Below are 26,740 nucleotides of genomic sequence, written 5' to 3' on the forward strand. Positions count from 1 at the left end.
AACGGACCCACCGGGTTGGCCCGGAGCTTGCACATCGTCCCGAGTTCCAGGGTGGGGCCGTGCTCACACCCGCTGCGGCACGACGGCCACCGGGCACTGGGCGTGGTGCAGGAGCGTGTGAGCGACCCGCCCGAGCTGGAGACCGAAGTGGCCCTGCCGGCGCCGGGCTCCGACGATCACGAGGTCGGCCGCGGACGAGAGGTGCACCAGGACCTTGTGGGCCGGCCCCTCCACCGTCGTCCGGCTCAGCCGCACCTCCGGGTGGGCGCCGGCCATGTCACGCAGCAGTTCGTCCAGCTCGGTGCGGGCCTGCTCCTCGTGTTCCCGGGCGGGGGCCTCGGCGAGCGCGGCGGTGTCGGCGGTCTCGTGTGCGGGGCAGCGCCAGGTCCGCACCACGTCGAGCGTGCCACCGCGGACCGCGGCCTCGCCGAAGGCGAACCGCGTCGCCTCCCCGCTGGCCGCCGGGTCCCCTGCGCCGAGGAGGATCCGCTCGTGGGTACCGGCCAGGCCGACCTTGTCGCCCCGTACCACGATCACGGGGCAGTGCGCGCGGGCGGCGACAGCCAGTCCGACGGAGCCGAGCAACAGACCGGTCAGCTCACTGCGGCCACGGGACCCGGTGATCAGGGCGGTGGCGTTGTTGCCCTCGTGCAGGAGCGCGTCCACCGCTTCGGCTGCGAGGACGTCGGTGGAGACCTTCACATCGGGATTCCGCCGCTCGACGCGCTCCGCAGCGGAGGCGACGATGTGCTCGGCCATCACCACCGACGACGGGCGTTCCAGAGTGAGCGACGGTGTGGTGCCCTCGTAGCGTTCCCAGAGGGAGGCGTAGATCAGGCGCAGCGGAAGGCCGTGCCGGGCGGCCTCGTCCGCCGCCCAGTCGACCGCCAGCAGGCTGCCGTCCGATCCATCGACGCCCACGACCAGGGGAAGTTCCTGCGTCATCGTGCCCACCGCCTCATCCTCGGGCAGCTTTCAGGTCCACTCCCACCGTCGCACCCGGGACAGCCCGGCAAGAGGGGCTGCGTGGCCCCTGGCAGGACCGTTCGGCCCATGTGCGTGACCGCCGGGCGCATCCCAGGGTGAGCCATAGAGCGTGCTGGCAAGGGTGACGGCGGCGAGGCAGCGGTCGGGCAGCCAGTCCCACGGTCCCTCCGCGGGAACGATGTCCGACCACCACACGACCGCCGTCCTGGAGCGCAGCGCCCGGAAAATACGCTGGACAGGGCCACTGCGGTACCAGCATGGCTTGGTCGCTGGGCCACTTGCCTCCACGTGAGCCGGAGCTGTTGGATGCGCTCTTCCTCTCGGCGGGACGCTGACTTCACCTCGCCGACGCCTTTGAAATGAAGTGCCGCTGGATCGTGCGCTGCGTCAACTTGATCGAGGCGCACGACGACGCGGATGAGGTCGCCTCCTTCGACGCCATCGTCGCCGCGCTTCCTAAGGACGAGGTGCTCGGACCTACACTGCGCCGACTGATCGGACACATGACAGCCTCGGAAGAGCTCGCGGACATTCTCCAGCGGGCCAGGGAGGCGCGGAACCTCATCGCACACGAAGGAGCCGGTGTCGGCGACATCTCCGTGGTGCGCGAAAGGCACATCCTCGAACATGCGGCCCGCCTGCGCTCCGGGGTCCGCGACTTGGCGGCGGGCCGCAACATCGTCTCGCAGTGGGGCTACCACCTCGAAGAGTGGCGGCAGTCTCTTCCCTGGGACCTGATCAACGCATACCCGAAGGTGATCGACGACTGGGTCTCCGGGCACTTCGGAGATCGCCTTGAGGCAAGTCATCAGGGCTGAGCCCAGCCCCCCAGGGCGCCGGCAGACCGGCCGCCGCCGTGGATGTGGGCATCAGGGCCGGCCGGCATGCGTTCCCTCCCCCTCCCCCGTTCCCGTCAATTGGTCAGCTCCTGGCCGATCCGCGCCGCCCACGCCTCGATCTGACCGAAGTCGCGGAAGTCACCGCCCTTTCCGTTGCGGAGGATCATCCGGGCCACCCATCCCTTCGCGCCCTCCTGCAGGCAGCCGCCGAACGTGACGTGCCCCTTGGCGTCGAGCCGGATCATGGCCTTGTGCACCCCTGGCACGGGCGGAATGTCCCGCTCCGAGGCGGAGGCGTCGAGCGGACCACTGCTGAAGAACCACAGGGGGCGTTCGGCCAGGTTCTTGCCGTGGCGCCGGACGAAGCGGCGGGCGTCCTTGTGCCAGCGCCCGGCGTACAGCCCGCCGCCGATCACGACGGCGTCGTACGGCGCCACGCTCGGCACGGACCGGGCCGGGAGTGCCTCGACCGTCAGGCCGTCCTTGCGGAGGACCTCCGCGATGGCCTCGGCGATCTCAGCAGTCGAGCCGTTTGTCGTTCCGTAGGCGACCAGCACGTTCCTCGGCATGATGGTCCGCCTCCCTTCACCGTTTGCGCAGCCAGTTGTCGGCCACGCCGTGGAGCGCCTGTTCGTCCGGGCGCAGACGCGCGTCGTCCAGGCGCCAGGTGAGCTTGCCGACGACCGCCACCACGCCGTCGATCTGCCGGGTCATGGAGACGGCGATCTCCGTCTCGCTTCTGCGTTCCAGCTGACCGGTGAGTGTGACCACGCCTCCCGTGACGGAGACGTCGATGGTGCCGGGTGCCAGCCACAGGGCATGCACCAGTACGTCGTCGATCACCTCGGCACGGATGTCCGCGTCGGGCCGCAGGAAGACCTGGAGCAGGTCGCGGCGGGTGACGATGCCGACCAGCCGTTCCTCTTCGTCGAGTACCGGTAGCCGCTCCACATGCCGCTCCGCCATGGTTCGAGCCGCCTCGACGATGGTGTCGTCGGCGTGCACGGTGACGGGCGGTGTGCTCATCAGCCGGCCGGCGGTGCGGGCGGCGGCCTTCGCGGCCCGGCGCCGGGTGGCGGGCGTCAGTGCGGCGAACCGGAAGAGGCGGTGGGCCTGCGGTCGGTCGGCGGTAGTGACCTGATGGGCGATCAAGTCTGTCTCGGAGATGACGCCGATGACCCGGTCGTCCTCGTCCACTACGGGCAGTCCGCTGATCCGGTGGTCGGCGAGCAGCCGCGCCACTTCCTTGAACGGGGTTCCGTACACCGCCCGGACCACGTCCGTGGCCATGACGGAGCCGACCTTGTTGTGTTTCACGGCGGTGCCTCCTCAGCTGTATCGCCTGGCTGAGCCGGCTCAGCGGAGTCGGCGCAGATAGGGGTCCTGAGCCCGGCGTGGCACCAGACGCAGGCGGGCGTCGAGCACACTGACCGCACCGGGTGTCGCGAGAACGGGGTTGAAGTCGGCCTCCGCGAGCTGCGGCAGATCGCTCGCCATCCGCGACAGGCGCAGAAGCAGTTGCTCCAGGCCCGCGAGATCGACAGGCGGGCTGCCGCGCGAGCCGAACAACAGCGGTGCGCAGCGCGGGGACGTGATCAGGTCGTGCACGTCGTGGTCGGTGAGCGGGGCGAGCCGGGCCGCGTGATCGGCCAGCACCTCCGTAGCCGTACCGCCGAGGCCGAACAGGACCAGCGGTCCGAACACCTCGTCCTGGACGACGCCGGCGAAGAGTTCCGTGCCGCGGGCGGCGAGCGGCTGGACGACCACGCCGACCAGCTGTTCGCCGAAGCGTGTCCGGAAGTCACGGAAGGCGGACCGCACTTGGGCGTCTCCCTGGAGGTCGAGGTGGACGGCACGCTTCTCGCTCTTGTGCACAAGGCCCGGCCAGTACGCCTTCACGACCACCCGGCCGTCCGCACCACGCAGCCGCCGGGCGACGCGGACGGCGTCGTCCTCGGTCTCCGCCCACGCCCAGGGGATCTGGGGGATGCCGTAGCAGTCGAGGAGTGCCGTACAGGTCTGCGGGTCGAGCCAGCCGCCGTCCGGTTGTGCCACGAGATACGTCTCAGCGATCTCGTGGGCGTGTTCCGTGTCGACGCCATCGAGCTCCGGGACCGTTCCGAGCGGCCTGGCGAGCCAGGCGGCGCGACGCGCCGCATGGGCCAGCGCCCGTGCCGCCGCCTGCGGCTCGGCGTACGACGGGATCGTGCCGCCCTCACCTGCGGGCAGCAGTGTCACCGGCACGTCCTGCTCCAGACGTACGACGGCGACCGGCTTGGCCGGGTGTGCGCGTCCGCGGGTGAGGGCCCTCACCAGGTCGTCACCGGTCGCGGCGGCGACCGCGGTGGGTACGAGGGCCGCGAGTACGGCGTCCGTACCGTCGTCCCGCACCAGCTGGTCGATGCACGTCGCGAGTTGCTCCTCCGTCACCGCGGCCGTGCAGTCCAGCGGATTGCTGACAGCGGCACCGCCGGGCAGCACGGACTGAAGGGCGAGAGTCAGCGGGAAGCGGCGCGTCGGCAGGGTGAGCCCGGCCTCCGCGCAGGCGTCGGCGGCCAGGACGCCGGCGCCGCCCGCGTTGGTGACGACGGCGACGCGGGTGCCCGACGGCAGGGGCTGGGAGTGCAGGAGGGCAGCGGTTTCGAGGAGTTCGCCGATCGAGCGCGTACTGGTGATGCCGGCCTGGGTGAAGAGCGCTTGCCGGGTCATGGTGCGGGTGGCGGCGGCAGCGGTATGCGAGGCGGCGGCCCGTCGGCCGGCCTCGGTGCGTCCGGCGTCCACGGTGAGCACGGGCATGCGGCGGGTCACGCGCCGAGCGGTACGGGAGAAGGCCCGCGGGTTGCCGAAGGACTCCAGGTGCAGCAGGGCGAGATCGGTAACTCTGTCACTCTCCCACCACTGGAGCATGTCGTTGCCGCTGACGTCGTACTTGTCGCCCAGGGAGGCGAAGGTGGACACCCCGATACCGAGGCGGGACAGCCCGTCCAGGAGAGCGATCCCGACGCCGCCGGACTGGACGGCGACCCCCGCGGTGCCGGGCCGCGGGTGGTCGGCGGCGAAGGTCGCGTCGAGGTGCAGCTCCGTGTTGGAAATGCCGAGGCAGTTAGGGCCGACAAGCCGCATCCCAAAGGTGCGGCAGGCGGCCATGAGCGTCCGCGCCTGGTGGGCGTCGAGACCGGCGGTGACGGCGAGGAGGGCACGGACGCCCGCCCTTCCGCACTCCTCGGCGATGGCCGGCACCGCTGCGGCGGGCACGGCGAGGACGGCGAGGTCGGGGGGTCGGGGCAGAGCGCTGACCGACGGGTAGGAGGGTACGCCGAGGATCGCGGTCGCGGCCGGATTCACCGCGAAGAGGCGGCGGGTGAAGCCGCCCGCCTTCAGGTGATGGAGAATCGCCCGGCCGACCGACCCGGGCCTGCGCCCGGCGCCGATGACGGCGACCGCGTCAGGATGGAAGAGCGGTTGCAGACTGGCCACGTCGGCGGCCCGGCCCCGCTCTTCCACGGCGGACAGATAGGCGTCGTCCTGGTCGAGCCTGATGGTGCAGCGCACCTCGGGCCCGTCGAAGTGCCGGGCAGTGCGAAGGCCCAGGTCGGCAAAGAGGCGGAGGATTTTGTGGTTCTCGCCCAGCGCATCGGCCGTGAAGGCGGTGATGCCGTCGGCGCGGGCTGCGGAGACCAGGTGCTCGACGAGCAACGTGCCCACACCGTGGTGGTGCAGCCCGTCCGCGACCGCGACGGAGATCTCGGCCGTGTCCTTGTCGTCGCCGGTGTCGTACTCGGCGAGGCCGATCACCTGGCCGCGTGCCTCGGCGAGCAGGGCCTGGTAGCCCGGCCGTGCCGGAGCGCAGGCCCGATCGGCGGCCATCTCCGCGGAACGACGGCTCGCCGCGAAGAACCGCAGCCGCAGATTCTCCGGGGACATCTCCTCGTAGAAGCCCTGCAACCGGTCATGATCACTCTGCCGCACCGGGCGAATGCACACGGTGGTGCCGTCCACGAGCAGGGCATGGACCGGAGGTCGGTCGAGCGCGTCGTGCGTCGTCATGGTGGTCGCCTCCCAGCCTCTCGGCATTTCAAGAATTCATCGGATTCGTGAGCCGTCCCATGGGCTGTCCGGGGTCGTCCGGGGACCGATCGGCCCTGCGCGGCCGTTGTTCGGTCCGTGTGGAGCAGTTGGCTCGGCAGCAGCGCATCAGATGTGTTGCGCCTGCTCGGGCACCACGGCGACCGGACAGGAGGAACGGGTCAGCGCCGCGTGAGCGACCCTGCCGAGGTGCAGTCCGAAGTGCCCAGGACGGCGTCGCGCCCCCAGCACCAGCAGGTCTGCCTCGTGGGAGGCGTCCAGAAGCACGTGCCGGGCGGACCCCTCCACGACACGCCTGTGCAGGCGCACACCCGCCGGGACTTCGCCGAGTGCCGCGTCCAGCGCCTGCACCGCCGACTGCTCACGTGCGTGGGCCGGTTCCCCCTTGATCAACGGGTGGCCGGCAGGCGCGTGTCCGGGGCGCACCCAAGCACGAACGGCTTCCAGTACCGCGCCCCGCCGCTCCGCTTCCTCCAGGGCGAACCGGATGGCGTTCGCGCTTGCCCCCTCCTCGCCGACGCCGAGCACGACACGGCCACGCGTTACGGCCCCGTCCCTGTCCTCGCTGCCGCCGCGGACCACGATCACCGGACACTCGGCTCGGCCGGCCACAGCCAGGCTGACCGAGTCCGGCAGCAGCTCGGCGACGCCGCTGCGGTCGCGCGATCCGAGGATCAGCGCCGAAGCACCGTGCGCCTCCTGCACGAGCAGGGGCACCGGCCCCTCGGCCACCACCTGAGTGACGATCTTCATGTCCGGGACTCGCTGCTGGACGCGCTTGACCGCGGCCTCCACGAGAACGTCCCTGAGTACCCGCTCCGACGTCTCGGGTGCGCCTGGGAAGACAGCGCGTTCGTAGGACTCCCACAGCGAGGCGTGCACCAGACGCAGTGGCACCCCGCGCAGCGCGGCCTCGTCGGCCCCCCAGTCCGCGGCCTGAAGGCCGGCCTCGGAGCCGTCCACACCGACGACGATCGGCAGGGCCATTGTCCTCGTCCCTTCTGGGCGGACTGCCCCACGCGGGCCGCCGCCGCCTTCCTGGACCGCCTCTTCAGCCGTGCGTCAGTCGTGAGCGACGACGGCGACGGGGGCCGTGGCGTGGTGCAGAACGGCATGGGTGACGGGGCCGATGTGCACTCCGAACGGGTTGCGGCGGATCCGCCGGCCGACGACGACCAGCGAGGCCTCGTGAGAGGCGTCGATCAGGTGGCCCGCCGGGCTGCCCGAGCGGGATTCCTCGACGACCTCGACGGCCGGGTACTTCTGCCGCCACAGGCCCAGTGCCTCGGCGAGCGCGGCAGCATGCCATCGGGCGACCTGGTCGTACCGTGCCAGGTCGGCGGTCGCGCCGTAGACGAAGTACGGGGGCAGGTTCCAGCCGTGCACGACCCGCAGGCCGGTGTCGCGCAGCGCGGCCGCCTCAAAGGCGAAGTCGATCACCGACGCGTCAAGGCTGTCGATGTCGAGGCCCAGCACGACCGGCCGGTACCGCGTCGCCGCGGACGGAATGCCTGCGGGGTCCGTCTCATGTTCGTCGGCCGCTTGTTCGCCGGACCGGACGAGGATCACAGGGCGCTCGGCATGCGCCACCACCGCCAGGCCGACCGAACCGACCACGAACCCGCCGACGCCGCTCAGGCCTCGCGATCCGAGGACGATCAGCTCGCCGTCCTTGGCGACTTCGCGGAGCACCTCGCTCGGGCGGCCGGCGACATGCTCGGTGGTCACCTCGATGCCGGGGTGACGCAGCCGGAGACCCTTTGCCGATTCGCGGGGGACCCTCTCGGTCCAGTGCTGATGGGTCTCGGCGCCGAGGAGCGGGGCTTGTGCCATGGGCTCCGGTACCGGCTCCCAGACATGGACCAGCTTCAGCGGCAGGCCGCGCAGCTTCGCCTCACGAGCCGCCCACTCGGCAGCGGCGCGGCTCTCGGGCGAGCCGTCGAGGCCGACGGTGATCATGCGGGTCATGCTCTCCACCTCCCGAGCGGGGTCTGACGGTTTCAGCGTCGCGTTCGGAGGCGTCCGTTTGGAGGGGCCGCAGGTCCCGTGCCGGGACCGACCGGCCCTACGGCAAGAGGCGAAGGTGATCCACAGCCGGTACGGGCGAAGACCGCTCCCCCGGTACCAGTGGGGCCGATCGGCCCTGGTGCATACGATCCCGGCGCGCGATGATCGTTGTCAGGCGGCCTGCAATCCGCCCCCGGCTTTCTTCTGCGGAACGAGGGGTCGACATGACCGAGCCGCGCACGTTCACCGAAGAGCGCCCCATCAGGGTCTTCCTGCTCGACGACCATGAGGTCGTGCGCCGCGGCCTGGCCGACCTCCTGGACGCGGAACCCGACATCTCGGTGGTCGGCGACGCCGGCACCGTCGAACATGCCCTCGCTCGCGGCCCGGCGCTCCGCCCCGACGTGGCCGTCCTCGACGTACGCCTGCCGGACGGCGACGGCATCACCGTCTGCCGCGAGCTGCGCAGCCGGATGCCCGAGCTCGCCTGTCTCATGCTGACCTCGTTCGACGACGAGGAGGCGCTGCTCGACGCCATCATGGCCGGGGCCTCCGGGTACGTACTCAAGCAGATCAAGGGCTCTGACCTGGTCTCGGCGGTGCGCACGGTCGCCACCGGGCGGTCCATGCTCGACCCGGAGACGACTGCCCGGCTGATGCGCTCACTGCGCGCCGACCCGTCCCAAGAACCGACCATGGCACCCGAGCTGGCGAGCCTGTCGCCGCGCGAGCGCGACATTCTCGCCCTCATCGGGGATGGGCTCACGAACCGAGAGATCGGCAGGAAGCTCTACCTGTCCGAGAAAACCGTCAAGAACCACATCTCCCGCCTCCTGGCCAAGCTCGGGGTGCAGCGGCGTGTCCAGGCTGCCGTCCTCGCCTCACACCTGGAGCAGTCGCCGCCGCCGAGCGAGTATCACGGGCGATGAGGCCGGCGAGCGGAAGAACGGGCCCCGTCAACCTCACCCCGACCCCGCCGGGCGCACACGGTCACCACGTTGTCGCTCACCACTAGGCCTGCGGCGCCAAGCTGCGCAGAACGTCGAACTCGTTGCCCTCGGGGTCGGCCATGACCACCCAGCTCCGGTCCGGGCCCTGGCCGACGTCCACCTTGACGGCACCGAGACCGAGCAGTCGGGTCACCTCGTCCTCGGTGCTGCAGTCGATCGGGCTCACGTCGAGGTGAAGCCGGTTCTTGACGGACTTGCCCTCCGGCACACGGATGAACATCAGAGTGGGAGGCATCTGGCGGGCCCGGACCTCCTCGACGGTCGGCACCCAGGAGCCGATCTCGACCTTGTCCTCGCTCCGGTCGATCACCTTGAAGTCCAGGACCTCGTACCAGAAGGCCGCGAGCCTCTCCGGATCATGGCAGTCGACGGTCAACTCGGTGAACCTGCTTGTCATGCTTCTCCCCGATAGTGCGGACGGGCTCAGCGTGGGTCGCCCGCCCGACAGATCAGAGATCCTATTGGCCCCAGTCCGTTCGGGCCACGGCCCAGGGCCATACGAGACTCCGTCATCAGTGAGCGGCGAGTCCGTGGGCGCGGAACTGCGTGCGGACCCGTTCGGTGAGCCGGGAGTCGGGTACGGGTGTGTCCCGGAGCGGGAAAGGGATACCGAGGGCGTCGTACTTGGTCGCGCCCAGCTTGTGGAACGGCAGCACGTCGACCCGCTCGACGCTGCCGAGGCCGGTGACGAAGCGGGCGAGGCCCTCGACGGCCTCCGGGTCGTCGGTCCAGCCGGGGACCAGGACGTAGCGGATCCACATGCGCTTGCCGAGACGGTCGAGACGGGTGGCGAAATCGAGCGTAGGGGCCAGCTCGCCGCCGGTCAGTCTGCGGTATGTGCCGGCGTTGAAGGACTTGATGTCCAGCAGCACCAGGTCCGTGTCCGCGAGGAGTTCGTCGCTCGCCCGGGTGCCGAGGAAGCCGGAGGTGTCCAGGGCGGTGTGCAGGCCGGCTGCCTTGCAGCGGCGCAGTACAACGGCGGTGAAGGTGGGCTGGAGCAGCGGCTCGCCGCCGGTGAGCGTGACTCCCCCACCGGCTGTCGTCACGAAGTCGCGGTACTTCCCGATCTCCGCCATGACGTCGTCCACGGTCGTCTCCCGCCCGTCGCGCAGGTGCCAGGTGTCGGGGTTGGCGCAGTACAGGCAGCGCAGCGGGCAGCCGCTGACGAAGAGGACGAACCGGGTCCCGGGACCGTCCACGCCGGTGGACAGGTCCCAGGAGTGGATCCGGCCGGTGGTCCGGCCGGCGGCGGCGCTGTTCACAGCGAGCCGTGGAAGGTGCGGCTGATCACGTCGAGCTGCTGCTCGCGGGTCAGGCGGACGAAGTTGACGGCGTACCCGGAGACCCGGATGGTCAGCTCCGGGTACTTCTCGGGGTGTTCCATGGCGTCCTCCAGGACGGCCCGGTCCAGCACGTTGACGTTCATGTGGAAGCCGCCGGCCGCCATGTAGACGTCGAGGATGCCGACCAGGTTGCCCGCCCGGTCCTCGGGGACGTGCCCGAGCCCTTCCGGGGTGATGGTCGTGGTCAGCGAGATGCCGTCGCGGGCGTGCTCGTACGGCAGTTTCGCCACGGACAGGGCGGAGGCGACGACGCCGTGCCGGTCGCGGCCGTTCATCGGGTTGGCGCCGGGAGCGAAGGGCGCGCCCGCGCGGCGGCCGTCGGGGGTGTTGCCGGTGTGCTTGCCGTAGACGACGTTGCTCGTGATCGTCAGCACGGACTGGGTGTGCTCGGCGTCGCGGTAGGTGGGGTGCTTGCGCACCTTCGCCATGAAGGACTCCACGAGGCCGACGGCGATCGCGTCGGCGCGGTCGTCATTGTTGCCGTACGCCGGGTAGTCCCCTTCGGTGCGGTAGTCGACGGCGAGTCCGCTCGCGTCGCGGAACACCTTCACCCGCGCGTACTTGACGGCGGACAGGCTGTCGGCGGCGACCGACAGGCCGGCTATGCCGCAGGCCATGAAGCGGTGCACGGGATGGTCGTGCAGGGCCATCTCCAGGCGCTCGTAGGCGTACTTGTCGTGCATGCAGTGGATGACGTTGAGCGTGTTGACGTAGGTCTCGGCGAGCCAGTCCAGGACCCGGTCGTAGGCCGCTGCCAGCTCGTCGTGGTCGAGGTACTCGCCGGTCAGCGGGGGCATCTCGGGGGCGATCTGCTCGCCGGTCATCTCGTCGCGGCCGCCGTTGACGGCGTACAGCAGGGCCTTGGCGAGGTTGACGCGGGCGCCGAAGAACTGCATCTGCCTGCCCACGGCCATGGCGGAGACGCAGCACGCGATGGCGGTGTCGTCGCCGGTGCGGGGGCGCATCAGGTCGTCGGACTCGTACTGGACGGCGCTGGTGTCGATGGAGACGCGGGCGCAGAACTCCTTGAAGCCGGCCGGCAGCCGCGGCGACCACAGCACGGTCAGGTTGGGCTCGGGGGCGGGGCCGAGGTTGTACAGGGTCTGCAGGAAGCGGAACGAGGTGCGGGTGACCAGCGGGCGGCCGTCCAGGCCGATGCCGCCGATGGACTCCGTCACCCAGGTCGGGTCGCCGGAGAACAGGGCGTCGTAGTCGGGGGTGCGCAGGAACCGTACGATCCGCAGCTTGATGACGAAGTCGTCGACCAGCTCCTGGGCGCGCGTCTCGTCGATCAGCCCCTCCGCCAGGTCGCGCTGGAGGTAGACGTCGAGGAAGGTCGAGGTGCGGCCCAGCGACATGGCGGCGCCGTTCTGCTCCTTCACGGCCGCGAGGAAGCCGAGGTAGAGCCACTGGACGGCCTCGTGGGCGGTCGCGGCGGGGCGGGAGACGTCACAGCCGTAGCCGGCCGCCATCTCCGTCAGCTCCCCCAGCGCCCTGATCTGCTCGGCGAGTTCCTCCCGGTCGCGGATGACGTGTTCGGTGGAGGGCCGCGCGTCCAGCAGGGCGCGTTCGGCGCGCTTGGCGGCGATCAGGCGGTCCGTCCCGTACAGGGCCACACGCCGGTAGTCGCCGATGATCCGGCCGCGGCCGTACGCGTCGGGCAGACCGGTGATGACGCCGACTCGGCGGGCGGCGCGCATGGTGGGGGTATAGGCGTCGAAGACACCGTCGTTGTGGGTCTTGCGGTAGGTGCCGAAGACCTTCGTCACGAACGGGTCGGGCGCATAGCCGTAGGCCTTGAGACTGTTCTCGACCATGCGCAGACCGCCGTTCGGCATGATCGCCCGCTTCAGCGGGGCGTCGGTCTGCAGGCCGACGATCAGTTCGCGGTCGCGGTCGATGTAGCCCGGCGCGTGCGAGGTGATCGTCGAAGGAGTGGCCGGGTCGACATCGTGGATGCCCCTTCGCCGCTCCTCCGGGAACAGGGCGCTGACCTTCTCCCACACGGCGCGGGTGCGGCGCGTGGGGCCGGTCAGGAACGACGCGTCGCCCTCGTAGGGCGTGTAGGTGGCCTGGACGAAATCGCGGACGTCGATACGCTCGCGCCACGTCGTCCCGGCGAAACCCCGCCACGCCTCGTCCGTTCGGCTGCCGGTTGTCACGGTCGTCGTGGTCATCACAGGTCCTCTCCCTGAGTGGCTCCACCATCGATCCTTCTCGGGGATCCGTGCGGCGGGCAGTGCCGGTCAGGGCAGCGCTGCTGTTCCGGTCGGCCCCGTGACCGGGGCCGACCGGCCCTGCCCCCGGGACGCCCGGCACCTGCCGGGAGCTGACCTGACGACGAAGGCTGGAGGGCACCGGCCCACACAGCCAAGGAGCACGCGTCATGGTCCGTTATGTGTACGACTTCGCGGAGGGCGGCCGTGACCTGGCCGGCCTGCTCGGCGGCAAGGGGGCGAACCTGGCGGAGATGACGCGGCTGGGGCTGCCCGTCCCGCCCGGCTTCATCGTCACCACCGAAGCCTGCCGGGCGTATCTGGCCCGCGGCGCGGAACCCGAGGGCATGTCCCGTGAGGTGTCCGGGCACCTGGCCGTGCTGGAGCGGTCCGCCGGCCGGAGGCTCGGGCAGCCGGACGATCCGCTGCTGGTCTCCGTCCGCTCCGGGGCGCGCTTCTCGATGCCCGGCATGATGGAGACCGTCCTCGACGTCGGCCTGAACGACGAGTCCGTCGAGGGCCTCTCCGAGACCTCCGGGAGCCGCAGGTTCGCGTGGGACTCCTACCGCCGTCTCCTGCAGATGTTCGGCAGCACGGTCATGGGCGTGGACTCGGCTCTCTTCGAACACGCCATGACCGATCTGAAGACCGTCCGGCGCGTGCCGGACGACGTCCACCTGACCGCCGACGACCTCGCCGAGCTGGCGCAGAGGTACAAGACGCTGATCCGCGACGAGACGGGCGAGGACTTCCCCCAGTCCCCTGCGGAGCAGCTGCGGCGCGGCGTCCTGGCGGTCTTCGAGTCGTGGAACGGCGCGCGGGCCCGCCTGTACCGGCGCCGCGAGCACATCGCCGACGACCTGGGCACCGCGGTCAGCGTGCAGCGCATGGTCTACGGCAACCTCGGTGCCGACTCCGGCAGCGGCGTCGCCTTCACCCGCGACCCGGCCACCGGACGCCGTGGCGTGTACGGCGACTACCTGCCGAACGCGCAGGGCGAGGACGTCGTCGCCGGCATCCGCAACACAGTGCCGCTGAGCGACCTGGAGCACCTCGACCCGCGCTCCTACCGGCAGCTGCTCGACCACATGGGCACCTTGGAACGCCACTACCGGGACCTGTGTGACATCGAGTTCACCATCGAGCGCGGGACCCTGTGGATGCTGCAGACCCGGGTCGGCAAGCGCACCGCCGAGGCCGCCTTCGCCATAGCCGCAGCGCTGACCGAGGAGGGGTTGATCAGCGATGACGAAGCGCTGGCCCGAGTCGGCGGGGACGGGCTGGCCCGGCTGATGTTCCCCCGCTTCGACGCGGCGCGGGTGGGCGATCCTCTCGCCCGCGGCATCCCGGCCTCACCGGGCGCCGCCGTCGGGGCGGCCGTCTTCGACTCCGCGGAGGCGGTGAGGCGGGCGGCGGCCGGCGAGAAGGTCGTGCTCGTACGACAGGAGACCACCCCGGACGACCTGCCCGGCATGGTCGCCGCCCAGGCGGTGCTGACCAGCCGCGGCGGCAAGACCTCGCACGCGGCCGTCGTCGCCCGCGGCATGGGCAAGGTCTGCGTGTGCGGGGCCGAGGAACTGTCCGTCGATCTCGACGGCCGCTGCTTCACCACCCGGAACGGCACTCTGGTCGAGGAGGGCACGGTGCTGTCGGTGGACGGCAGCACGGGTGCCGTGTACGCCGGGCCGGTCCCGCTGGCCGACTCCGCGGTGCTGCACTACCTGGCGACCGGTCGGACCGCGGAAGAGGGCGACGGCGTCGTCGAAGCGGTTGCCCAGGCCCTGGACCACGCCGACGCCGTACGGCGGCTGGAGGTCCGCGCCAACGCGGACACGGCCGAGGACGCCGCCCGAGCCCGCCGGTTCGGCGCCCAGGGCATCGGACTGTGCAGAACCGAACACATGTTTCTGGGTGACCGGCGCAAGCTGGTCGAGGAGATGATCCTGGCCCGCACCGACGACGAGCGCCGACGGGCACTCGACGCCCTGCTGCCCCTCCAACGGGCGGACTTCATCGGCATCCTGGAGGCGATGGACGGCTTCCCGGTCACCATCCGCCTGCTGGACCCGCCGCTGCACGAGTTCCTGCCCGGCCGTACCGAGCTCGCTGTTCGCATCGCTGCCGCCGAGGCCCGTGGCGAGCGGTGCGACCCGCACGACGCGGAGCTGCTGACCGCGGTGACCCGCATGCACGAGGAGAACCCGATGCTCGGGCTGCGTGGCGTGCGGCTCGGACTGGTGGTGCCGGGCCTGTTCCCGATGCAGGTGCGAGCGGTCGCCGAGGCGGTCGCGCACCGGATCCGGGCGGGCGGCGATCCCCAGGCGGAGATCATGGTGCCGCTCGTCGGCGACGTCACGGAGCTGCGCCTGGTGCGCACGGAGGTGGAAGCCGTTCTCGCCGAGGTGACTGAGGAGTCCGGCGTGCCCGTGCAGTGCCCGGTCGGCACGATGATCGAACTGCCCCGCGCGGCGCTCACGGCGGGCCGGATAGCCGAGCAGGCGGAATTCTTCTCCTTCGGCACCAACGATCTCACCCAGACCACCTGGGGTTTCTCCCGCGACGACGTGGAGGCGGCGTTCTTCTCCGCCTACCTCGACAAGGGCGTCTTCACGACGTCCCCGTTCGAGACGATCGACCGGGACGGCGTCGGGCGTCTGGTGCGCATCGCCGTGGCCGAGGGCCGTGCCGCCCGTGCCGGCCTGAAGATCGGTGTGTGCGGGGAACACGGCGGCGACCCGGAGTCCGTTCACTTCTTCCACACGGCCGGACTGGACTACGTCTCCTGCTCGCCGTTCCGCATCCCGGTCGCCCGCCTGGAGGCCGGCCGCGCGGCACTGCACGACGCCGACCCGGGCGACAGCCGCTGAACGCACCCCCCGCCCCGCCCACCGGGGCGGGGCGGCCCTGAGACGGATCGGGACGGATCCCGTTCCGGCAGCGCGCCGCGTTCGCCGCGGCCTGCACAGGGCTGGTGCTGAAGACCCTGTGGTTCAGCCCATGGCTCTCGCTGGGCGTGCTGCTCGACGTCGGTGTCCTCGCCGCCGTCCTCAGCAGCTGGCCGACGTCACTGTACTGACGGCTGCGGGCACCGCCCTGCGTTGGACCGTGCCAGCCAGGGCCGCGTCATAGTAGGCACCGACGCGATCACTCCTCTGGCAGCGGGACCCGCCACTGCAGACGCGTGCCTCCGCTGTCGGTCGCCGCCTGCCACTCCAGGCTCCCGCCGAGCTGCTCGGCCCGCTCGGCCATGTTGCGCAGACCACTTCGGCGGCCCTCCGGCGGGATTCCCACACCGTTGTCGGTGACGGTCAGCCGCACCTCCCGGCCGTCGGTCTCCAGCACCACGTCCACCCGATCGGCCTGTGCGTGCCGGCAGACGTTGGTCAGTGCCTCGGACAGAACGGCGACCACCTGGTCGGCGACCTCCCGGGGCACATGGGTGTCCAAAAGCCCCTCCATACGGACACTCGGCGCGAAGCCCAGTACCGGCGCGGCGTCGCCGGCCGTCCGCACCGCACGGGCCCGCAGCCCGGACCCTCTGCCGGACTCCCGGGCCCGCAGACCGAAGATCGTGGACCGGATGATCTTGATCGTCTCGTCCAGATCATCCACGGCCCGCACGACGCGCTCGCCGGCCTCGGGGTGCTCGATGAACCGGCCCGCGCTCTGCAGAGTCATCCCCGTCGCGAACAACCGCTGGATCGCCAGGTCGTGCAGATCCCGGGCGATCCGGTCCCGGTCCTTGAGGACCGCGATCTCCTCGGCGTCCCGGCGGCGCTCGGCAAGCTCCATGGCGACCGCCGCCTGCGCTGCGAAGCCCCGCAGCGGTTCGATCTCCTTGCCCGTGAAAGCCGTCTGCCCGGCCTCGCGTACGAGCAGGACCACGCCTCGCACGCCCTCGGCCGTGCCGATGGGGACGGCCACGGCCGGGCCGAGGCCGATGAACCGCTTGGGGCCGGTCGAGGCCCTGTCGTCCCGCGAGACGTCACCGCTGGTCACCGGGGCGGCGGTGGAGAAGGCCTCCCCGACGAGGCTCCCCTCGACCGGCAGCACCAGTCTCCGGTGGCGGTCTGCCTCCGCGCCGATGGCCAGTTCGACGGTCAGCGCGCCGGTGTCCTCCATCGGGATGGCGACCACGGCCAGGGCCGCTCCGGTGATCTCGCGGGCACGTTCCGCGATCAGTCCGAGGACGGCGGTGTGATCGCTGCCGGACATCAGGCTGTGCGTGATCTCGGCATTCGCCTGCAGCCAGCGCTCCCGCAGTCGGGAGTCCTCATAAAGGCGGGCGTTGTCGATCGCGACACCGGCGGCCACCGCCAGCGTCGACAGCACCGACTCGTCCTCCTCGTCGAACTCCGCACCGCCGCGCTTCTCGGTCAGGTACAGGTTGCCGAAGATCTGGTCCCGCACCCGGATGGGGACGCCGAGGAAGGTGTTCATCGGCGGGTGGTGGGCCGGGAAGCCGTAGGAGGCGGGGTGCTGGGACAGCTTCGGCAGACGGAGCGCCTGCGGGTGGCGGATCAGCTCGCCGAGGATGCCGTGTCCCTCGGGGAACGGACCGATCTCGGCGATCTGCTCCTCGGTGACGCCGACGGTGTGGAATGCCGACAGTCGCCTGCCGTCCGGGCCGATCACCCCGAGAGCGGCGTACTCGGCGTCCACCAGTACGGCTGCGGCCTCGACGATGCGGCGCAGCGCCTGCGCCAGGTCGAGTTCCCGCCCGACGGAGAGCACCGCCTCCAGCAAGCTGTGCACCCGGTCTCGCGTGCCGCGGGCAGCGTCCAGCCGGGCTTGCAGCTCCTCCAGCAACTCGTCCAGTCTGAGCTGTGGCAGCCGGATGCGAGTCTCTTTCTCCTCGGAGCCTGCCACCGGTGGTCCTCCCGATCCGCTCGCCGCACGGGCCGCCATCCCGTCATGTGCCACGGTAGCCGCACAGGGCAGGGAACGGCACGAGACGGTGCAGGTGATGCGCCGGCGGTCGGCGGCACGGTGAACCGGAACAGCGTCAGGGGACAGCCGGGCTGCGAGGACGGGGACGTCGTCAGATTGACCGCCGCGGTGGGCAAGCAGGGCGTCACGGAGATCGGTCTGCGGCCTTCACTCGCCCTGTCGGCGAAGACGGTCCTGGACCTGCGTGGCGATCACCCCGGCCTGAATACGGCGCTCGACTCCGAGCTTCGCTGGCAGACGGGAGATGTGGTTCTTCACCGTCTTCTCTGCGCGGAACAGCCTCTGCCCGATCTGCCGGTTGGTCGGTCCCTCTCCGATGAGGGCGAGGACGTCCCGCTCGCCCTCGGTAAGCCCCGGCAGAGCGTCGGCCTCCTCCTCGGGGCCCTGCTCGTGGCGCAGCCGAGCCATGGGCCGCGTGGTGGCGCTGGCATCGAGCAGGATGCCCGGTCACTACCGTTCGGACGGCGGAGACCAGGTCGGAGTCCCGGATCTGTTTCCCCACGCAGTCGGAGGCACCCGCCATGATCGAGTCGAGTAGAGCCTCCTCGTCGTCGAAGGAGGTGAGCATCAGACAGGCCAGCTCCGGCATGCGCGAGCGCAGCTCCCGGCGCACGGTGACGCCGTCACCGTCGGGGAGGCGGATGGCTTCGTAGGGGCCGGGTCGCTGGCTGTCCGCCATCAGTAGCTCTCCTTGTCCTGACCCGTCGCTCCGGTGCACAGCAAGTCCAGAGTGGCGATCATTTCGCCGGTTGGGGGAAGTACAGGGCCGTTCGGCCCTGTGCCCGTGAGCCTGCTCAGCGCAGCCAGGGATGGCGGTCGATGAACGGGAGCCGCGCCCAGGTGCGCCCCAGTCCCCAGGTGGCACCGGCGCCGGTGACCGCCAGAGCGATCAGGGCAGTCGCGTAGATCACGTGGTAGTCGGCGAAGGGGTTCGTCGACATGCTCGGCGATCCGTCCGACAGGTGCTGGGCCGGCGGCCATTCCGCGATCCACATCAGCGCCATCATCGCGGTGCCCGCCACCCCGGCGAGCCGCAGCGCCACGCCCGTGGTGAGGGCCAGTCCGATGCCGAGCAAGCCGAGCATGAACAGCCAGTCGACCCACGTGAGCCCAGCCCAGGCATGGAAGGTTGACTGCATCGGGCCGGCCGCCACACCACTCAGGAAGCCATGGGTCGGCGACCCACCGTGGATCCAGCCCTTCCCTGAGGGAGTCGCGTAGCCGAATCCGAACGTCTTGTCGAGGAACGCCCACAGAAATACGAAGCCGATCAGCAGCCGCAGCCCGGCCAGGGCGTACCTGCTCGCTGCGGCTTGCTCCAGCACACCGACGGAACGCGTGGCCGTACCGGCCCGCAGGAGCGGAAATCGGACGACCGGCCGGCGGTCGGGGTGATCGTGAACTGCCATGGAACTCATCCCCTCCAGATCTGACGCGTGGGTCGCATCAGGTGCGTCTTCACTGTCCCGTGCGCGCCACGCCCATCGGAGGGGGCTGGGCGGCCCCTGGCAGCGGTCCTAACGTCCCGGGTGCCAAAGCCAGTTGGCGCCGACCAGCGGTCCCGGGCCAGCCGGGGACCACACCGCGATGCCTGGACGCGGTCGGTGACGTCCATGTGGATCAGCCACCGGTAGACGTGGTTGGCGAACACGACCGGTGTGCCGGTGGCGAACGGGCCGTCGGATCGGCGCCATCACCACGCCCTTCAACAGTGCCGACCGGCCCGTACGGCGAGGGGGATCCGCCCTCACGAGCGGTCGAGGCCGTAGGGGCTGCGGCCGCCGACCAGCTCCCGTCCCGTCACAAGCTCTGACGAGACCTGGATGAACAGTTCCTGCACGGAGGGCACCCAGGACCGCGGACCGGCGCGGACCAGGCGTTGGTGCTCGGCGGGGTCGGTGACCACCGAGGCGGTTCCGGTGACGACCACGCTCCAGCCGCTCTTGCCGTACGACGTCGATCTCGTCGACCTCGAACGCGACCACGGCGCCGTCGACCGCCCGCGCGAGTTCCGACGTGGCGGAGGTGCACAGCACGACCGTCCCGTCGGTTTCAGGCAGAAGTTGACCGGCAGGACGGCAGGCAGCGCGCTCCAGGTGAGGACGATGCGCCCCACGGGCACCTTGGCCATCAGCCGGAGACATTCCCGCCGGTCCAGTTCGCGAAATCCATCGTTGCGGTACATGGGGGTGTCCGTCTCTGACCTGGCGGTCGTCCGTCAGACCGTGATCCGGCGTCCGCTGATGTGGATCGGATCGATGCGCAGCCACAGCGGGCGCTGTCCGCCGGCCCAGGGCTCGCCGTGAGCCCGCTCGGCCAGCCGGCGCACCTCGTCGGGGTCGGCGACCGCCCTGGCGGTGCCCCGCACCAGGACGCTCCAGCCGCGGCTGAACGCCTCGTCGATGCGGTCGACCTCAAAGGCGATACGACGTCCCGCGGCTCGGGCTGGTGTCGCGTGCGGTTCGGTACGGAAGACGCGGGTTCGCCCTGCGGAGCTTTGCCGCATGCCGTTGTAACTGATAGCGTTACGACGAGGTTGAAGGGTCGAGGGAGGTGAGGTCCGCGGTGAGCGCCAACAGCAGGCTGACCATCGCGGCGCATGCCCTCACGTGGATAGGGCTGTATCAGCGTCGCGGTCATGAGGTCGCCACCTCCGAGCAGATCGCGACGAGCGTCAACACCAATCCGGTGGTGATCCGACGCCTCCTGGCCGAGCTGCGCAAGGCCGGCCTCGTCGACTCGCGGCGAGGTACAGGAGCGGGCTGGACGCTCTCCCGCGACCTGGCGGCGATCACCCTGCTCGACGTCCATGAGGCGATCGCTGCCGGGCCGATCTTCGCTCTGCACCGCTCGACGCCTGACCCCGAGTGCGTCGTGGGCCACGGCATCGGACCGGCGCTGACCTCCGTCTACGACGAGATCGAGGCCGCCCTCCGCAGGGAGCTGGCGAAAACCACACTTGAGGACGTCCTGCGGGACATCCTCAAAACCGCTTAGCCCATTCCAGGTTCCGGTGGTGGCCCTTTCCGCGCCCACCAATGTAACAAAACTGGTTACCTCGAAGATTCGGAGAACCCCATGGGACAGTTGGACGGCAAGACCGCCCTGGTGACCGGCGCCTCTACCGGCATCGGTCTGGCCATCGCGCGCAGGTTCGCCACCGAGGGAGCGACGGTCTACCTGACCGGCCGCCGCAAGGCCGAACTGAACACCGCCGTCGCGCAGGTCGGCAGCCACGGGATCGGTATCCAGGGCGATGTGTCGCAGCTCGACGACCTCGACCGGCTCTTCGCCGAGATCACGAAGCGGAGCGGCAGCCTCGACATCGTCGTCGCCAACGCCGGTGTCGGGGACTACGGTCCGCTCGGAAAGATCACCGAGGAGGAGTACGAACAGACCACCGCCGTCAACCTCAAGGGCACGATCTTCACCGTCCAAAAGGCCCTGCCCCTCCTGTCGGCCGGGGCCTCGGTGATTCTGCTGTCCTCCAGCGCGGCCCTGCGCGCCGCCCCGGGCCTCGGCGTCTACGCCGCCACCAAGGCCGCGATCCGCAGCCTCGCCCGCACCTGGGCCGCCGAACTGGCCGGCCGCGGGATCCGGGTCAACGCCCTCACTCCCGGCCCCGTCGAGACTCCCGGCGGCGACGAGCTGCGGGCCGCGTTCCCGCAGGGCGACCAGTCCGCGGTGGCCGAACCCGCCGCACCGACCCCGCTCGGCCGCACCGGTCGTCCCGACGAGGTCGCTGCCACCGCCCTCTACCTGGCCGGAGACGACAGCTCCTTCACCACCGGTGCGGAACTGCTCGTCGACGGCGGCGTCACCCAGCTGTAGAGGTGACGTGAGGCGCATGCGACACACACTCACCCCACAAGTACGAATGACAAGGGCAAACACCGTGACAACAGATACCCAGACCTCTCGGGCAGTGGCCGAGCAGTTCCTGGAGCGCCTCGGCAGGCAGGACCAGGACGGCATCCAGGAACTGTTCGCGGCACACATCGACTGGCACGTCCCCGGCAACGACGAACTGCCCTGGACCGGCCGCCGTACCCAGCGGGAGGAAGTCGCGCCCTATTTCGCCACGATGTGGCCGCACTTCGTACCCGGCAAGAGCAAGGTCGTGCTGGAGCGGATCATCGTCGACGGCGATGACGTGATGCTGCTGGGGGTCTTCACGCACACGGTCGCGTCCACCGGCAAGGAGTTCACCACCCCATCGGCCATGCACCTGGTGGTCCAAGACGGCGAGACCGTCCGCATGCACCTCTACGAGGACACGCTGAGCGTCAGCCAGGCCTTCAACACCGACTGAGCGCGACGAGGTTCTCTGGGCATCCCCCGCAACCCGCCCCAGGCCACACCAAACACGGCATGTACATCGCCCGATGTCGGGCATTACGGCATCCCGGCTCGCTCTGGCCCGCTGGGCCGGCTGTGAAGCCCGCGGCGTCCACGCCGATGGAGAACTACAGCAACCATCCCCTCCCGGTGCCGTTCAGGGAGGTCCGCACCGCGCGCACCCTGCTGGCAAAGCTGCTCTCCCCCAGCGCGGACGGCACCGAGCTGCACCACCAGGTCGGACGGCGCTTCGGCTGCTGGGCAACCTGACGTTCCACCTCAACGACCCAGCCGGCGCGCGCACCCACCTGGCAACCGTCCTCCCGTACGCCAACCGGTGCGGGGACACAGCGCTCGCGGCGTGGGCGTACGGGGCGCAAAAGCATGGTGGCCCGCCACACCGGGAACCTGCCCGCAGCACTCGCGCACGCCGAGCATGGCGCGGCCACCGCCCCCGCCGGCCTGGTCCGCGCACAGCTCCACGCCTGCGCACTCCTGCCCACTCTCGCCCAGCAGGGCCTCGACCGGGAGGCGGTCGCCGCCATCTGCACTACCGGCCCCCCGGGAGGGGCCGTCGCCCCCTGGCCCTCGCTCAGGCGGTGGCCTTCCAAATGCCCATCAATGCGCTCACGACTTGGGCGCTGTTGCCTTCTCGCCTACTGGCGCTCTCACAACTGTGGGCCGGGCCGGCCGCCTGCGGCCGGCCGGTCACGCAGGCGGGCGCCTCCTGGTGCCGCCGCCGCTTCCGTTCAGCGGAATCAGCGTCTCCAGATGAGCGCCCTTGACCCAGGCGCCCAACAGGTCGCGGTGCATGGCCACGATGTCCTGGCGCAGCGCGAGACCCAGCGCGGCTTTCGTGAACGAGCGGCAGGTCGTGACGAACAACGCGACGTCCGCGCCGTGTTCGAGACGGGCGGTGCCGACGAACTTCTGCATGTCCTGCGAAGACACGCTCCTGTGTGGCGCGTACTTCTTGACCTGGACGACCAGCTTGCGGCCGTCGGCCAGGTAGCCGACGACGTCCGCGCCCAGGTCGCCGCTCTTGCCGCTGACGACGACGTCTCGGCAGCCGTCGCGTCGGCACAGCTCCGCGATGTACCTCTCGAACTCCTGCCACGACAACGCGTCGACCTCGGCCATCGACAACTCCCGCGCCCGGGCCTCCTCCTGCGCCCGCCACGCGCGGTCCTGGCCGACCGCATGCCGGTGCGCCCTCAGCAGTATCCAGCTGGCCCCGCCGACCACGGCCGTGGCGAGCACGGCCACCAGGACGGGCCACACCACCGACCAGTTCCGGGCCACCCACACCACGGCGAACAGCGCCGCCACCGCACCCCAGACTTGCAGCTGCCTGCGGGTCCGCTTCTTCAAGCGCCGGCGCCGTCGACGCGCCGCCATCACTCCCCCGCTCCCCAGGCTCGTCCCCCGCAGGAGCCGGCGGACGCCACCTGGCCCGCGCGCGTGCGTGCGCTCATCGGCTGGCCTGAGTGACGCCGCTCGCAAGCTGCCCCAGGATGTTCAAGATCCCCTGACCGGCCGGAGTGGGCGCGATCAAAACGCCCAGCGCCAGGACGATGACAACGGTCAGCCTCTCGTCGAAACGGCTGCGGGCCTCCGTACGCCGCCGCAGCCGCCAGGCGACGACGGCTGCGAGCAGCACCGCCACGTTGATGGTCACCAACCGCCCCGCCCTCCCCACCGACCGGCCTTCACCCCGTGGACGGCTGGATGCCGCCGCCGACTTTCTTGTGTAGCGGCATCTCGGTGATGTTGGAGGCGGGTTGTCGACCAATGGCACAAAGCCATCGGACCTGGCTGAATAGCGCGCGATGCATCAGTCGGGGACGTACACATGTCCTTCCGGCAGCACGCTCCGCGGCTGGCTGACCGTCTCGCTGACACGGCGGCGACCTGCATGGCAGGGTCGGAACTGATCGGATGCTGACTGCTTGCGATCGGGGCTTCACCCGGAGGTTCCTGGGACCGTCTCGACGACTGCGCGGGGCCAGGTCTGCCGGACCAGTTCCAGGCGCCCGCGGTGCTCGGCGATCCAGTCTCCCTGGGGTCGGGCTCCCAGGACCGTCGTAAGGCGGTCCTGGTCGCTGATCTGGATCGACAGCCAGCCGTCTTCGTGTACGTGGATGTCGAGGCTCAGGACGCGGTCTCCGCCGATGCCGGCTGTCTGGCCTGGTCCCAGGTGGGACAGCGCCTGCTCTCAGACGGCTTCCGCTTTCCGAACATAGTCGTTGAGTTTCCACTGGTCGGGCATGGTTCCGGCTGTCTGGTGGGAGAGACGGCGCATCGTGTCGTCCACCTGCTGGAGGTACTGGGGTGCCGTCGGTGAGGGGGCTGCTGGAGGCCCGGGGAGAAGAAGGTCCGGGAAGAGGTCGCACGGTTGCGGGAGGAGGCCGAGCGGGTGCAGGCCGCGCTCGGTGTGGCGGAACATGCTTTGGAGCGGTTGGCGCTGGCGCGGGTGACGGTCGCGGAAGTGTTGGCCGAGGAGCCGTCGGCGGGGGTGGACGGACCGGTGCGGCCCGCGGCGCCGGGCTCGGTCGTACCGCATCATGTCGAGGGTGTCGGGGTGGAGGTGCTCGCGCCGGAGTATCAGCAGATCCTTGCGGTGCTCGCCGGGCCGGAAGCTGTCGGTGGGCTGCGGGCGAAGCAGATCGCGGAGCGGCTGGGGTGGCAGACGACTCCGGCGGGGGTGGAGGGAGTGCGCTCGCGGATGAAGCGGCTGACGGCCCGGGGCTGGGTGGCAGAGCTCCGGCCGAACGTGCTCGGTGCAGTCAGCCCGGCAATGCCTGCTCACGTGGGATGAATACGTGTCGGCGGCGCCCGGCCAGGCGTCCGCTCATGAGCATGGTCATCGACCACAGCGCTATCGCCTCGTGCATGGCTGGCAGGGTCTCGTAGTCGCGCACCAGGCGGCGTGAGCGCATCAGCCAGCTCAGCGTGCGTTCCACCACCCACCTGCGCGGCAGGACCACGAACCCGCTGGTGTCGTCGGAGCGTTTGACGATCTCGACGGCGAGGCCGAGTTTCCCGGCGGCCCAGTCGACAAGGCGGCCCGCGTAGCCTCCGTCCGCCCACACCAGCCGGATCGAGAAGTACAGCTTGCGCAGCCGCTCCAGCAGCGGGACGGCGGCGTCGCGGTCCTGCACGCTCGCCGCGGTCACAAGCACCACCAGGACCAGGCCGAGGCAGTCGACCGCCAAGTGCCGTTTGCGTCCGCCCACCTTCTTCCCGCCGTCCCACCCCCACGTCGAGCGCGGGACGTTCGCCGCTGCACGCACCGACTGCGAGTCCACGATCGCGGCCGTCGGGTCCGGCGCCCGGCCCTCCTTTACGCGCACTCGGTCGCGCAGCCGGTCGTGGAGCTCGGCCAGCAGCCCGGTGGCCTGCCAGCGGCGGGCGAAGGCGTGCACCCTCCGATACGGCGGGAAGTCCTTCGGCGGGTTCGCCCACTTCACCCCGCTGTCGACCACGTAGCGGACCGCGTCCAGCATCACGCGGTGGCAGTAGCCCTCGGACGGCCACCCCGGCCCTCCAGCCACGCCGGCACCGGCATCGACGCCCGCACCACCTGCCACTCGGCCTGGGTCATGTCCGACGCGTAGGACGGAACACGTTCCGGCCGGTCCGCGGCGTTCCCGAACGTGTGCGCGAGGCAGTCACACGAGCGGGACGCCACGGTGGACTCGGCGGGCATGAGCGCGAAGGACTGTGACAACAGGGCCTCCTGGTGCTGCTCGGTTGGGATCGCAACTCCGAGCTACCAAGAGAGCTCTCCTTCATGCGCCGACCGTGCGATGATCACCCGAACAGGGATGCTGGTGGCCAGTTGGAATTCCCGTGGGCGGCCAGTGGGAGAGATCCAACTGGCCGCCCACGGTCATTCTGCGTTGATGCTCGTCCGGCGGGCGGGACGCGTCCGAAGCCAGTACGAGCGGGCTGCGATGGTCAGGGCGATGCCGTAAATGGCGAAGGCGATCATGCCGATCCAGCTGACCAGCAGTGCGTCGCCCGAGGAGTGGAAGTCGCCGCGCCGCATCGTCACTGCACCGGCAGTGGCCAGGGTCAGGTATCCGACCCCCGCAACGCCGTACGGGGCGAGCGTGGCGGCGCCGAGCAGAGCCGGGGTGAGGGGGAGCCAGCGCGGCACTCGTCGACCGCGCAGGAACAGCGTCCAGCGCGGGAAGACCTGCCCCCACGGGCGGACCAGGCCCCAGAGCAGGAAGACACCGAGCATGGCCAGCAGTGCGGTGGGGTCCAGGCCCCAGGACTCCAAGGTGAGGAAGATCCCAGAGGCGCCGTTCCGCTCCGAGATCGCGAGCATCTCCTCACCGGTGATCCCCGCGAACGTGCCACCAGACGCCCAGACCAGCTTCATCGCCGCGTACGGGACAAACGCCAGCGTACCCGCACAGGAGGTGAGCTGGACGAGCCGCGGTGCTGCGGACGGCGCTCGCGCGCCAGTGTCGGCGGGCAGGCGGTCGGACCGGGCCGTGGCCGCAAGCAGGACCGCCCCGACCGCCGCCAGGGCCTTGTTCGCGGCGGAGGCGCGGCCGTCCACTCCCTGACCGAGCATCAGCGTGATCACATCCATCAGCAGGCTGAACGCGGTGACCCCGGCCAGAGCGCAGACCACCCAGAGCAGAACACGAAGTGCCGGCCGCAACCCGTACTGCTCCACCGCTCCACTGATCAACGCCGCCAGCGCACCCACCGCCACGACCGCCCAATCCAACGCAGAAGCCCCTGAGTCACCGCCGTTGTGGAACAAGGAGGTCCCGCTCAGCGCGCACGCTAGGCCGAAGAGGGCATACAACACCGCCCACAGCATCGTTGCCCGGGCCACCCAGCGAGGCCATAGGTGCCACCTGGCTCTGCAGAGCACCTTGATCGTCCGTTCAACAGTGGTCATGTTCCGAACGTCGCATCAACCGCGTCGAGGTCGCGTCGGC

Annotated in this window: 25 protein-coding genes and 2 pseudogenes; 8 read left to right on the plus strand and 19 right to left on the minus strand. The window is 70.5% G+C overall.

Annotated elements, in window-relative coordinates; genetic code table 11:
* Nucleotides 1-63: 63 nt before the first annotated feature.
* Nucleotides 64-945 carry a universal stress protein gene (locus tag IE308_RS00355; RefSeq protein WP_190217302.1) on the minus strand — a complete coding sequence of 294 codons (882 nt, stop codon included), beginning with the start codon at nt 943-945 and terminating at the stop codon, nt 64-66.
* A gap of 401 nt (nt 946-1,346) precedes the next feature.
* Between IE308_RS00355 and IE308_RS00360 the strand changes: the two genes are divergently transcribed.
* Nucleotides 1,347-1,805 carry a hypothetical protein gene (locus tag IE308_RS00360; RefSeq protein ID WP_190216057.1) on the plus strand — a complete coding sequence of 153 codons (459 nt, stop codon included), beginning with the start codon at nt 1,347-1,349 and terminating at the stop codon, nt 1,803-1,805.
* Between the two features lie 95 nt (nt 1,806-1,900).
* Here the strand turns inward: IE308_RS00360 and IE308_RS00365 are convergent, their stop codons facing one another.
* The 5 genes from IE308_RS00365 to IE308_RS00385 form a co-directional block, all read right to left on the minus strand.
* Nucleotides 1,901-2,395 (minus strand): flavodoxin domain-containing protein, encoded by a 495-nt coding sequence (locus IE308_RS00365; protein WP_190216058.1) that lies wholly within the window; start codon nt 2,393-2,395, stop codon nt 1,901-1,903.
* Between the two features lie 16 nt (nt 2,396-2,411).
* Nucleotides 2,412-3,143, minus strand: coding sequence for a CBS domain-containing protein (locus IE308_RS00370; protein ID WP_190216059.1), 732 nt, complete (start codon nt 3,141-3,143; stop codon nt 2,412-2,414).
* A gap of 39 nt (nt 3,144-3,182) precedes the next feature.
* Nucleotides 3,183-5,873: a bifunctional acetate--CoA ligase family protein/GNAT family N-acetyltransferase gene (locus IE308_RS00375; RefSeq protein WP_190216060.1), complete on the minus strand. Its 2,691-nt coding sequence runs from the start codon at nt 5,871-5,873 to the stop codon at nt 3,183-3,185.
* Between the two features lie 147 nt (nt 5,874-6,020).
* A complete protein-coding gene (locus tag IE308_RS00380; RefSeq protein ID WP_190216061.1) occupies nt 6,021-6,899 on the minus strand; it encodes a universal stress protein in 879 nt (292 codons plus the stop codon).
* Nucleotides 6,900-6,974: 75 nt separating this feature from the next.
* Complete coding sequence (locus IE308_RS00385) at nt 6,975-7,880, minus strand: universal stress protein (protein WP_190216062.1); 906 nt, start codon at nt 7,878-7,880, stop codon at nt 6,975-6,977.
* A 263-nt stretch (nt 7,881-8,143) separates the two neighbouring features.
* On the opposite strand from IE308_RS00385, the gene IE308_RS00390 reads away from it, so the two are divergent.
* Nucleotides 8,144-8,848: a response regulator gene (locus IE308_RS00390; protein WP_190216063.1), complete on the plus strand. Its 705-nt coding sequence runs from the start codon at nt 8,144-8,146 to the stop codon at nt 8,846-8,848.
* Between the two features lie 82 nt (nt 8,849-8,930).
* Here the strand turns inward: IE308_RS00390 and IE308_RS00395 are convergent, their stop codons facing one another.
* From IE308_RS00395 to pflB, 3 genes are all read right to left on the minus strand, one after another.
* A complete protein-coding gene (locus IE308_RS00395; protein WP_190216064.1) occupies nt 8,931-9,326 on the minus strand; it encodes a VOC family protein in 396 nt (131 codons plus the stop codon).
* A 115-nt stretch (nt 9,327-9,441) separates the two neighbouring features.
* Complete coding sequence (gene pflA / locus IE308_RS00400; protein WP_190216065.1) at nt 9,442-10,191, minus strand: pyruvate formate-lyase-activating protein; 750 nt, start codon at nt 10,189-10,191, stop codon at nt 9,442-9,444.
* On the minus strand, nt 10,188-12,449 hold the full coding sequence (pflB, locus tag IE308_RS00405) for a formate C-acetyltransferase (RefSeq protein WP_190216066.1): 2,262 nt from the start codon (nt 12,447-12,449) through the stop codon (nt 10,188-10,190). Before pflB ends, pflA begins: the two co-directional genes overlap by 4 nt.
* A 209-nt stretch (nt 12,450-12,658) precedes the next feature.
* On the opposite strand from pflB, the gene ppdK reads away from it, so the two are divergent.
* Nucleotides 12,659-15,355, plus strand: a complete 2,697-nt coding sequence (ppdK, locus tag IE308_RS00410) for a pyruvate, phosphate dikinase (RefSeq protein WP_190216067.1) — start codon at nt 12,659-12,661, stop codon at nt 15,353-15,355.
* A 277-nt stretch (nt 15,356-15,632) separates the two neighbouring features.
* Here the strand turns inward: ppdK and IE308_RS00415 are convergent, their stop codons facing one another.
* The 5 genes and pseudogenes from IE308_RS00415 to IE308_RS00435 form a co-directional block, all read right to left on the minus strand.
* Nucleotides 15,633-17,396, minus strand: a complete 1,764-nt coding sequence (locus IE308_RS00415; RefSeq protein ID WP_373314476.1) for a sensor histidine kinase — start codon at nt 17,394-17,396, stop codon at nt 15,633-15,635.
* Nucleotides 17,397-17,585: 189 nt separating this feature from the next.
* A pseudogene (locus tag IE308_RS00420) lies at nt 17,586-18,081 on the minus strand (LuxR C-terminal-related transcriptional regulator); the annotation flags it as partial.
* A 151-nt stretch (nt 18,082-18,232) separates the two neighbouring features.
* Complete coding sequence (locus IE308_RS00425) at nt 18,233-18,847, minus strand: hypothetical protein (RefSeq protein ID WP_190216069.1); 615 nt, start codon at nt 18,845-18,847, stop codon at nt 18,233-18,235.
* A gap of 338 nt (nt 18,848-19,185) precedes the next feature.
* Nucleotides 19,186-19,623: a pyridoxamine 5'-phosphate oxidase family protein gene (locus IE308_RS00430; RefSeq protein ID WP_190216070.1), complete on the minus strand. Its 438-nt coding sequence runs from the start codon at nt 19,621-19,623 to the stop codon at nt 19,186-19,188.
* Nucleotides 19,624-19,656: 33 nt separating this feature from the next.
* Nucleotides 19,657-19,914, minus strand: a pseudogene (locus IE308_RS00435) (pyridoxamine 5'-phosphate oxidase family protein); the annotation flags it as partial.
* An 89-nt stretch (nt 19,915-20,003) separates the two neighbouring features.
* Between IE308_RS00435 and IE308_RS00440 the strand changes: the two are divergent.
* The 4 genes from IE308_RS00440 to IE308_RS00455 all read left to right on the plus strand — a co-directional run bounded on the left by IE308_RS00440 (nt 20,004) and on the right by IE308_RS00455 (nt 22,046).
* Nucleotides 20,004-20,435: an Rrf2 family transcriptional regulator gene (locus tag IE308_RS00440; protein ID WP_190216072.1), complete on the plus strand. Its 432-nt coding sequence runs from the start codon at nt 20,004-20,006 to the stop codon at nt 20,433-20,435.
* 81 nt (nt 20,436-20,516) lie between these two features.
* Nucleotides 20,517-21,269, plus strand: a complete 753-nt coding sequence (locus IE308_RS00445; RefSeq protein WP_190216073.1) for an SDR family NAD(P)-dependent oxidoreductase — start codon at nt 20,517-20,519, stop codon at nt 21,267-21,269.
* 64 nt (nt 21,270-21,333) lie between these two features.
* Nucleotides 21,334-21,750 (plus strand): nuclear transport factor 2 family protein, encoded by a 417-nt coding sequence (locus IE308_RS00450; protein ID WP_190216074.1) that lies wholly within the window; start codon nt 21,334-21,336, stop codon nt 21,748-21,750.
* Between the two features lie 146 nt (nt 21,751-21,896).
* Nucleotides 21,897-22,046 carry a hypothetical protein gene (locus IE308_RS00455; RefSeq protein WP_190216075.1) on the plus strand — a complete coding sequence of 50 codons (150 nt, stop codon included), beginning with the start codon at nt 21,897-21,899 and terminating at the stop codon, nt 22,044-22,046.
* A gap of 438 nt (nt 22,047-22,484) precedes the next feature.
* Here IE308_RS00455 and IE308_RS00460 read toward each other — a convergent pair whose 3' ends face one another.
* The 3 genes from IE308_RS00460 to IE308_RS37395 all read right to left on the minus strand — a co-directional run bounded on the left by IE308_RS00460 (nt 22,485) and on the right by IE308_RS37395 (nt 23,982).
* The gene (locus tag IE308_RS00460) at nt 22,485-23,174 is read right to left on the minus strand and encodes a restriction endonuclease (RefSeq protein ID WP_190216076.1); all 690 of its coding nucleotides are present in this window, start codon (nt 23,172-23,174) and stop codon (nt 22,485-22,487) included.
* Nucleotides 23,175-23,247: 73 nt separating this feature from the next.
* The gene (locus IE308_RS00465) at nt 23,248-23,457 is read right to left on the minus strand and encodes a hypothetical protein (protein ID WP_190216077.1); all 210 of its coding nucleotides are present in this window, start codon (nt 23,455-23,457) and stop codon (nt 23,248-23,250) included.
* 282 nt (nt 23,458-23,739) lie between these two features.
* Nucleotides 23,740-23,982 (minus strand): DUF5959 family protein, encoded by a 243-nt coding sequence (locus IE308_RS37395; RefSeq protein ID WP_373314477.1) that lies wholly within the window; start codon nt 23,980-23,982, stop codon nt 23,740-23,742.
* Nucleotides 23,983-24,192: 210 nt separating this feature from the next.
* On the opposite strand from IE308_RS37395, the gene IE308_RS00470 reads away from it, so the two are divergent.
* Entirely contained in the window at nt 24,193-24,594 is a 402-nt protein-coding gene (locus tag IE308_RS00470; RefSeq protein ID WP_229908633.1) for a hypothetical protein, read from the plus strand.
* On the opposite strand, the gene IE308_RS00475 is transcribed toward IE308_RS00470, so the two are convergent.
* Nucleotides 24,563-25,282: an IS5 family transposase gene (locus IE308_RS00475; RefSeq protein ID WP_229908738.1), complete on the minus strand. Its 720-nt coding sequence runs from the start codon at nt 25,280-25,282 to the stop codon at nt 24,563-24,565. The genes IE308_RS00470 and IE308_RS00475 overlap by 32 nt on opposite strands.
* A 386-nt stretch (nt 25,283-25,668) precedes the next feature.
* A complete protein-coding gene (locus IE308_RS00480; protein WP_229908634.1) occupies nt 25,669-26,700 on the minus strand; it encodes a hypothetical protein in 1,032 nt (343 codons plus the stop codon).
* Nucleotides 26,701-26,740: the final 40 nt, after the last annotated feature.

The organism is Streptomyces griseosporeus (genome assembly GCF_014656055.1).
Lineage (GTDB): Bacteria > Actinomycetota > Actinomycetes > Streptomycetales > Streptomycetaceae > Streptomyces > Streptomyces griseosporeus.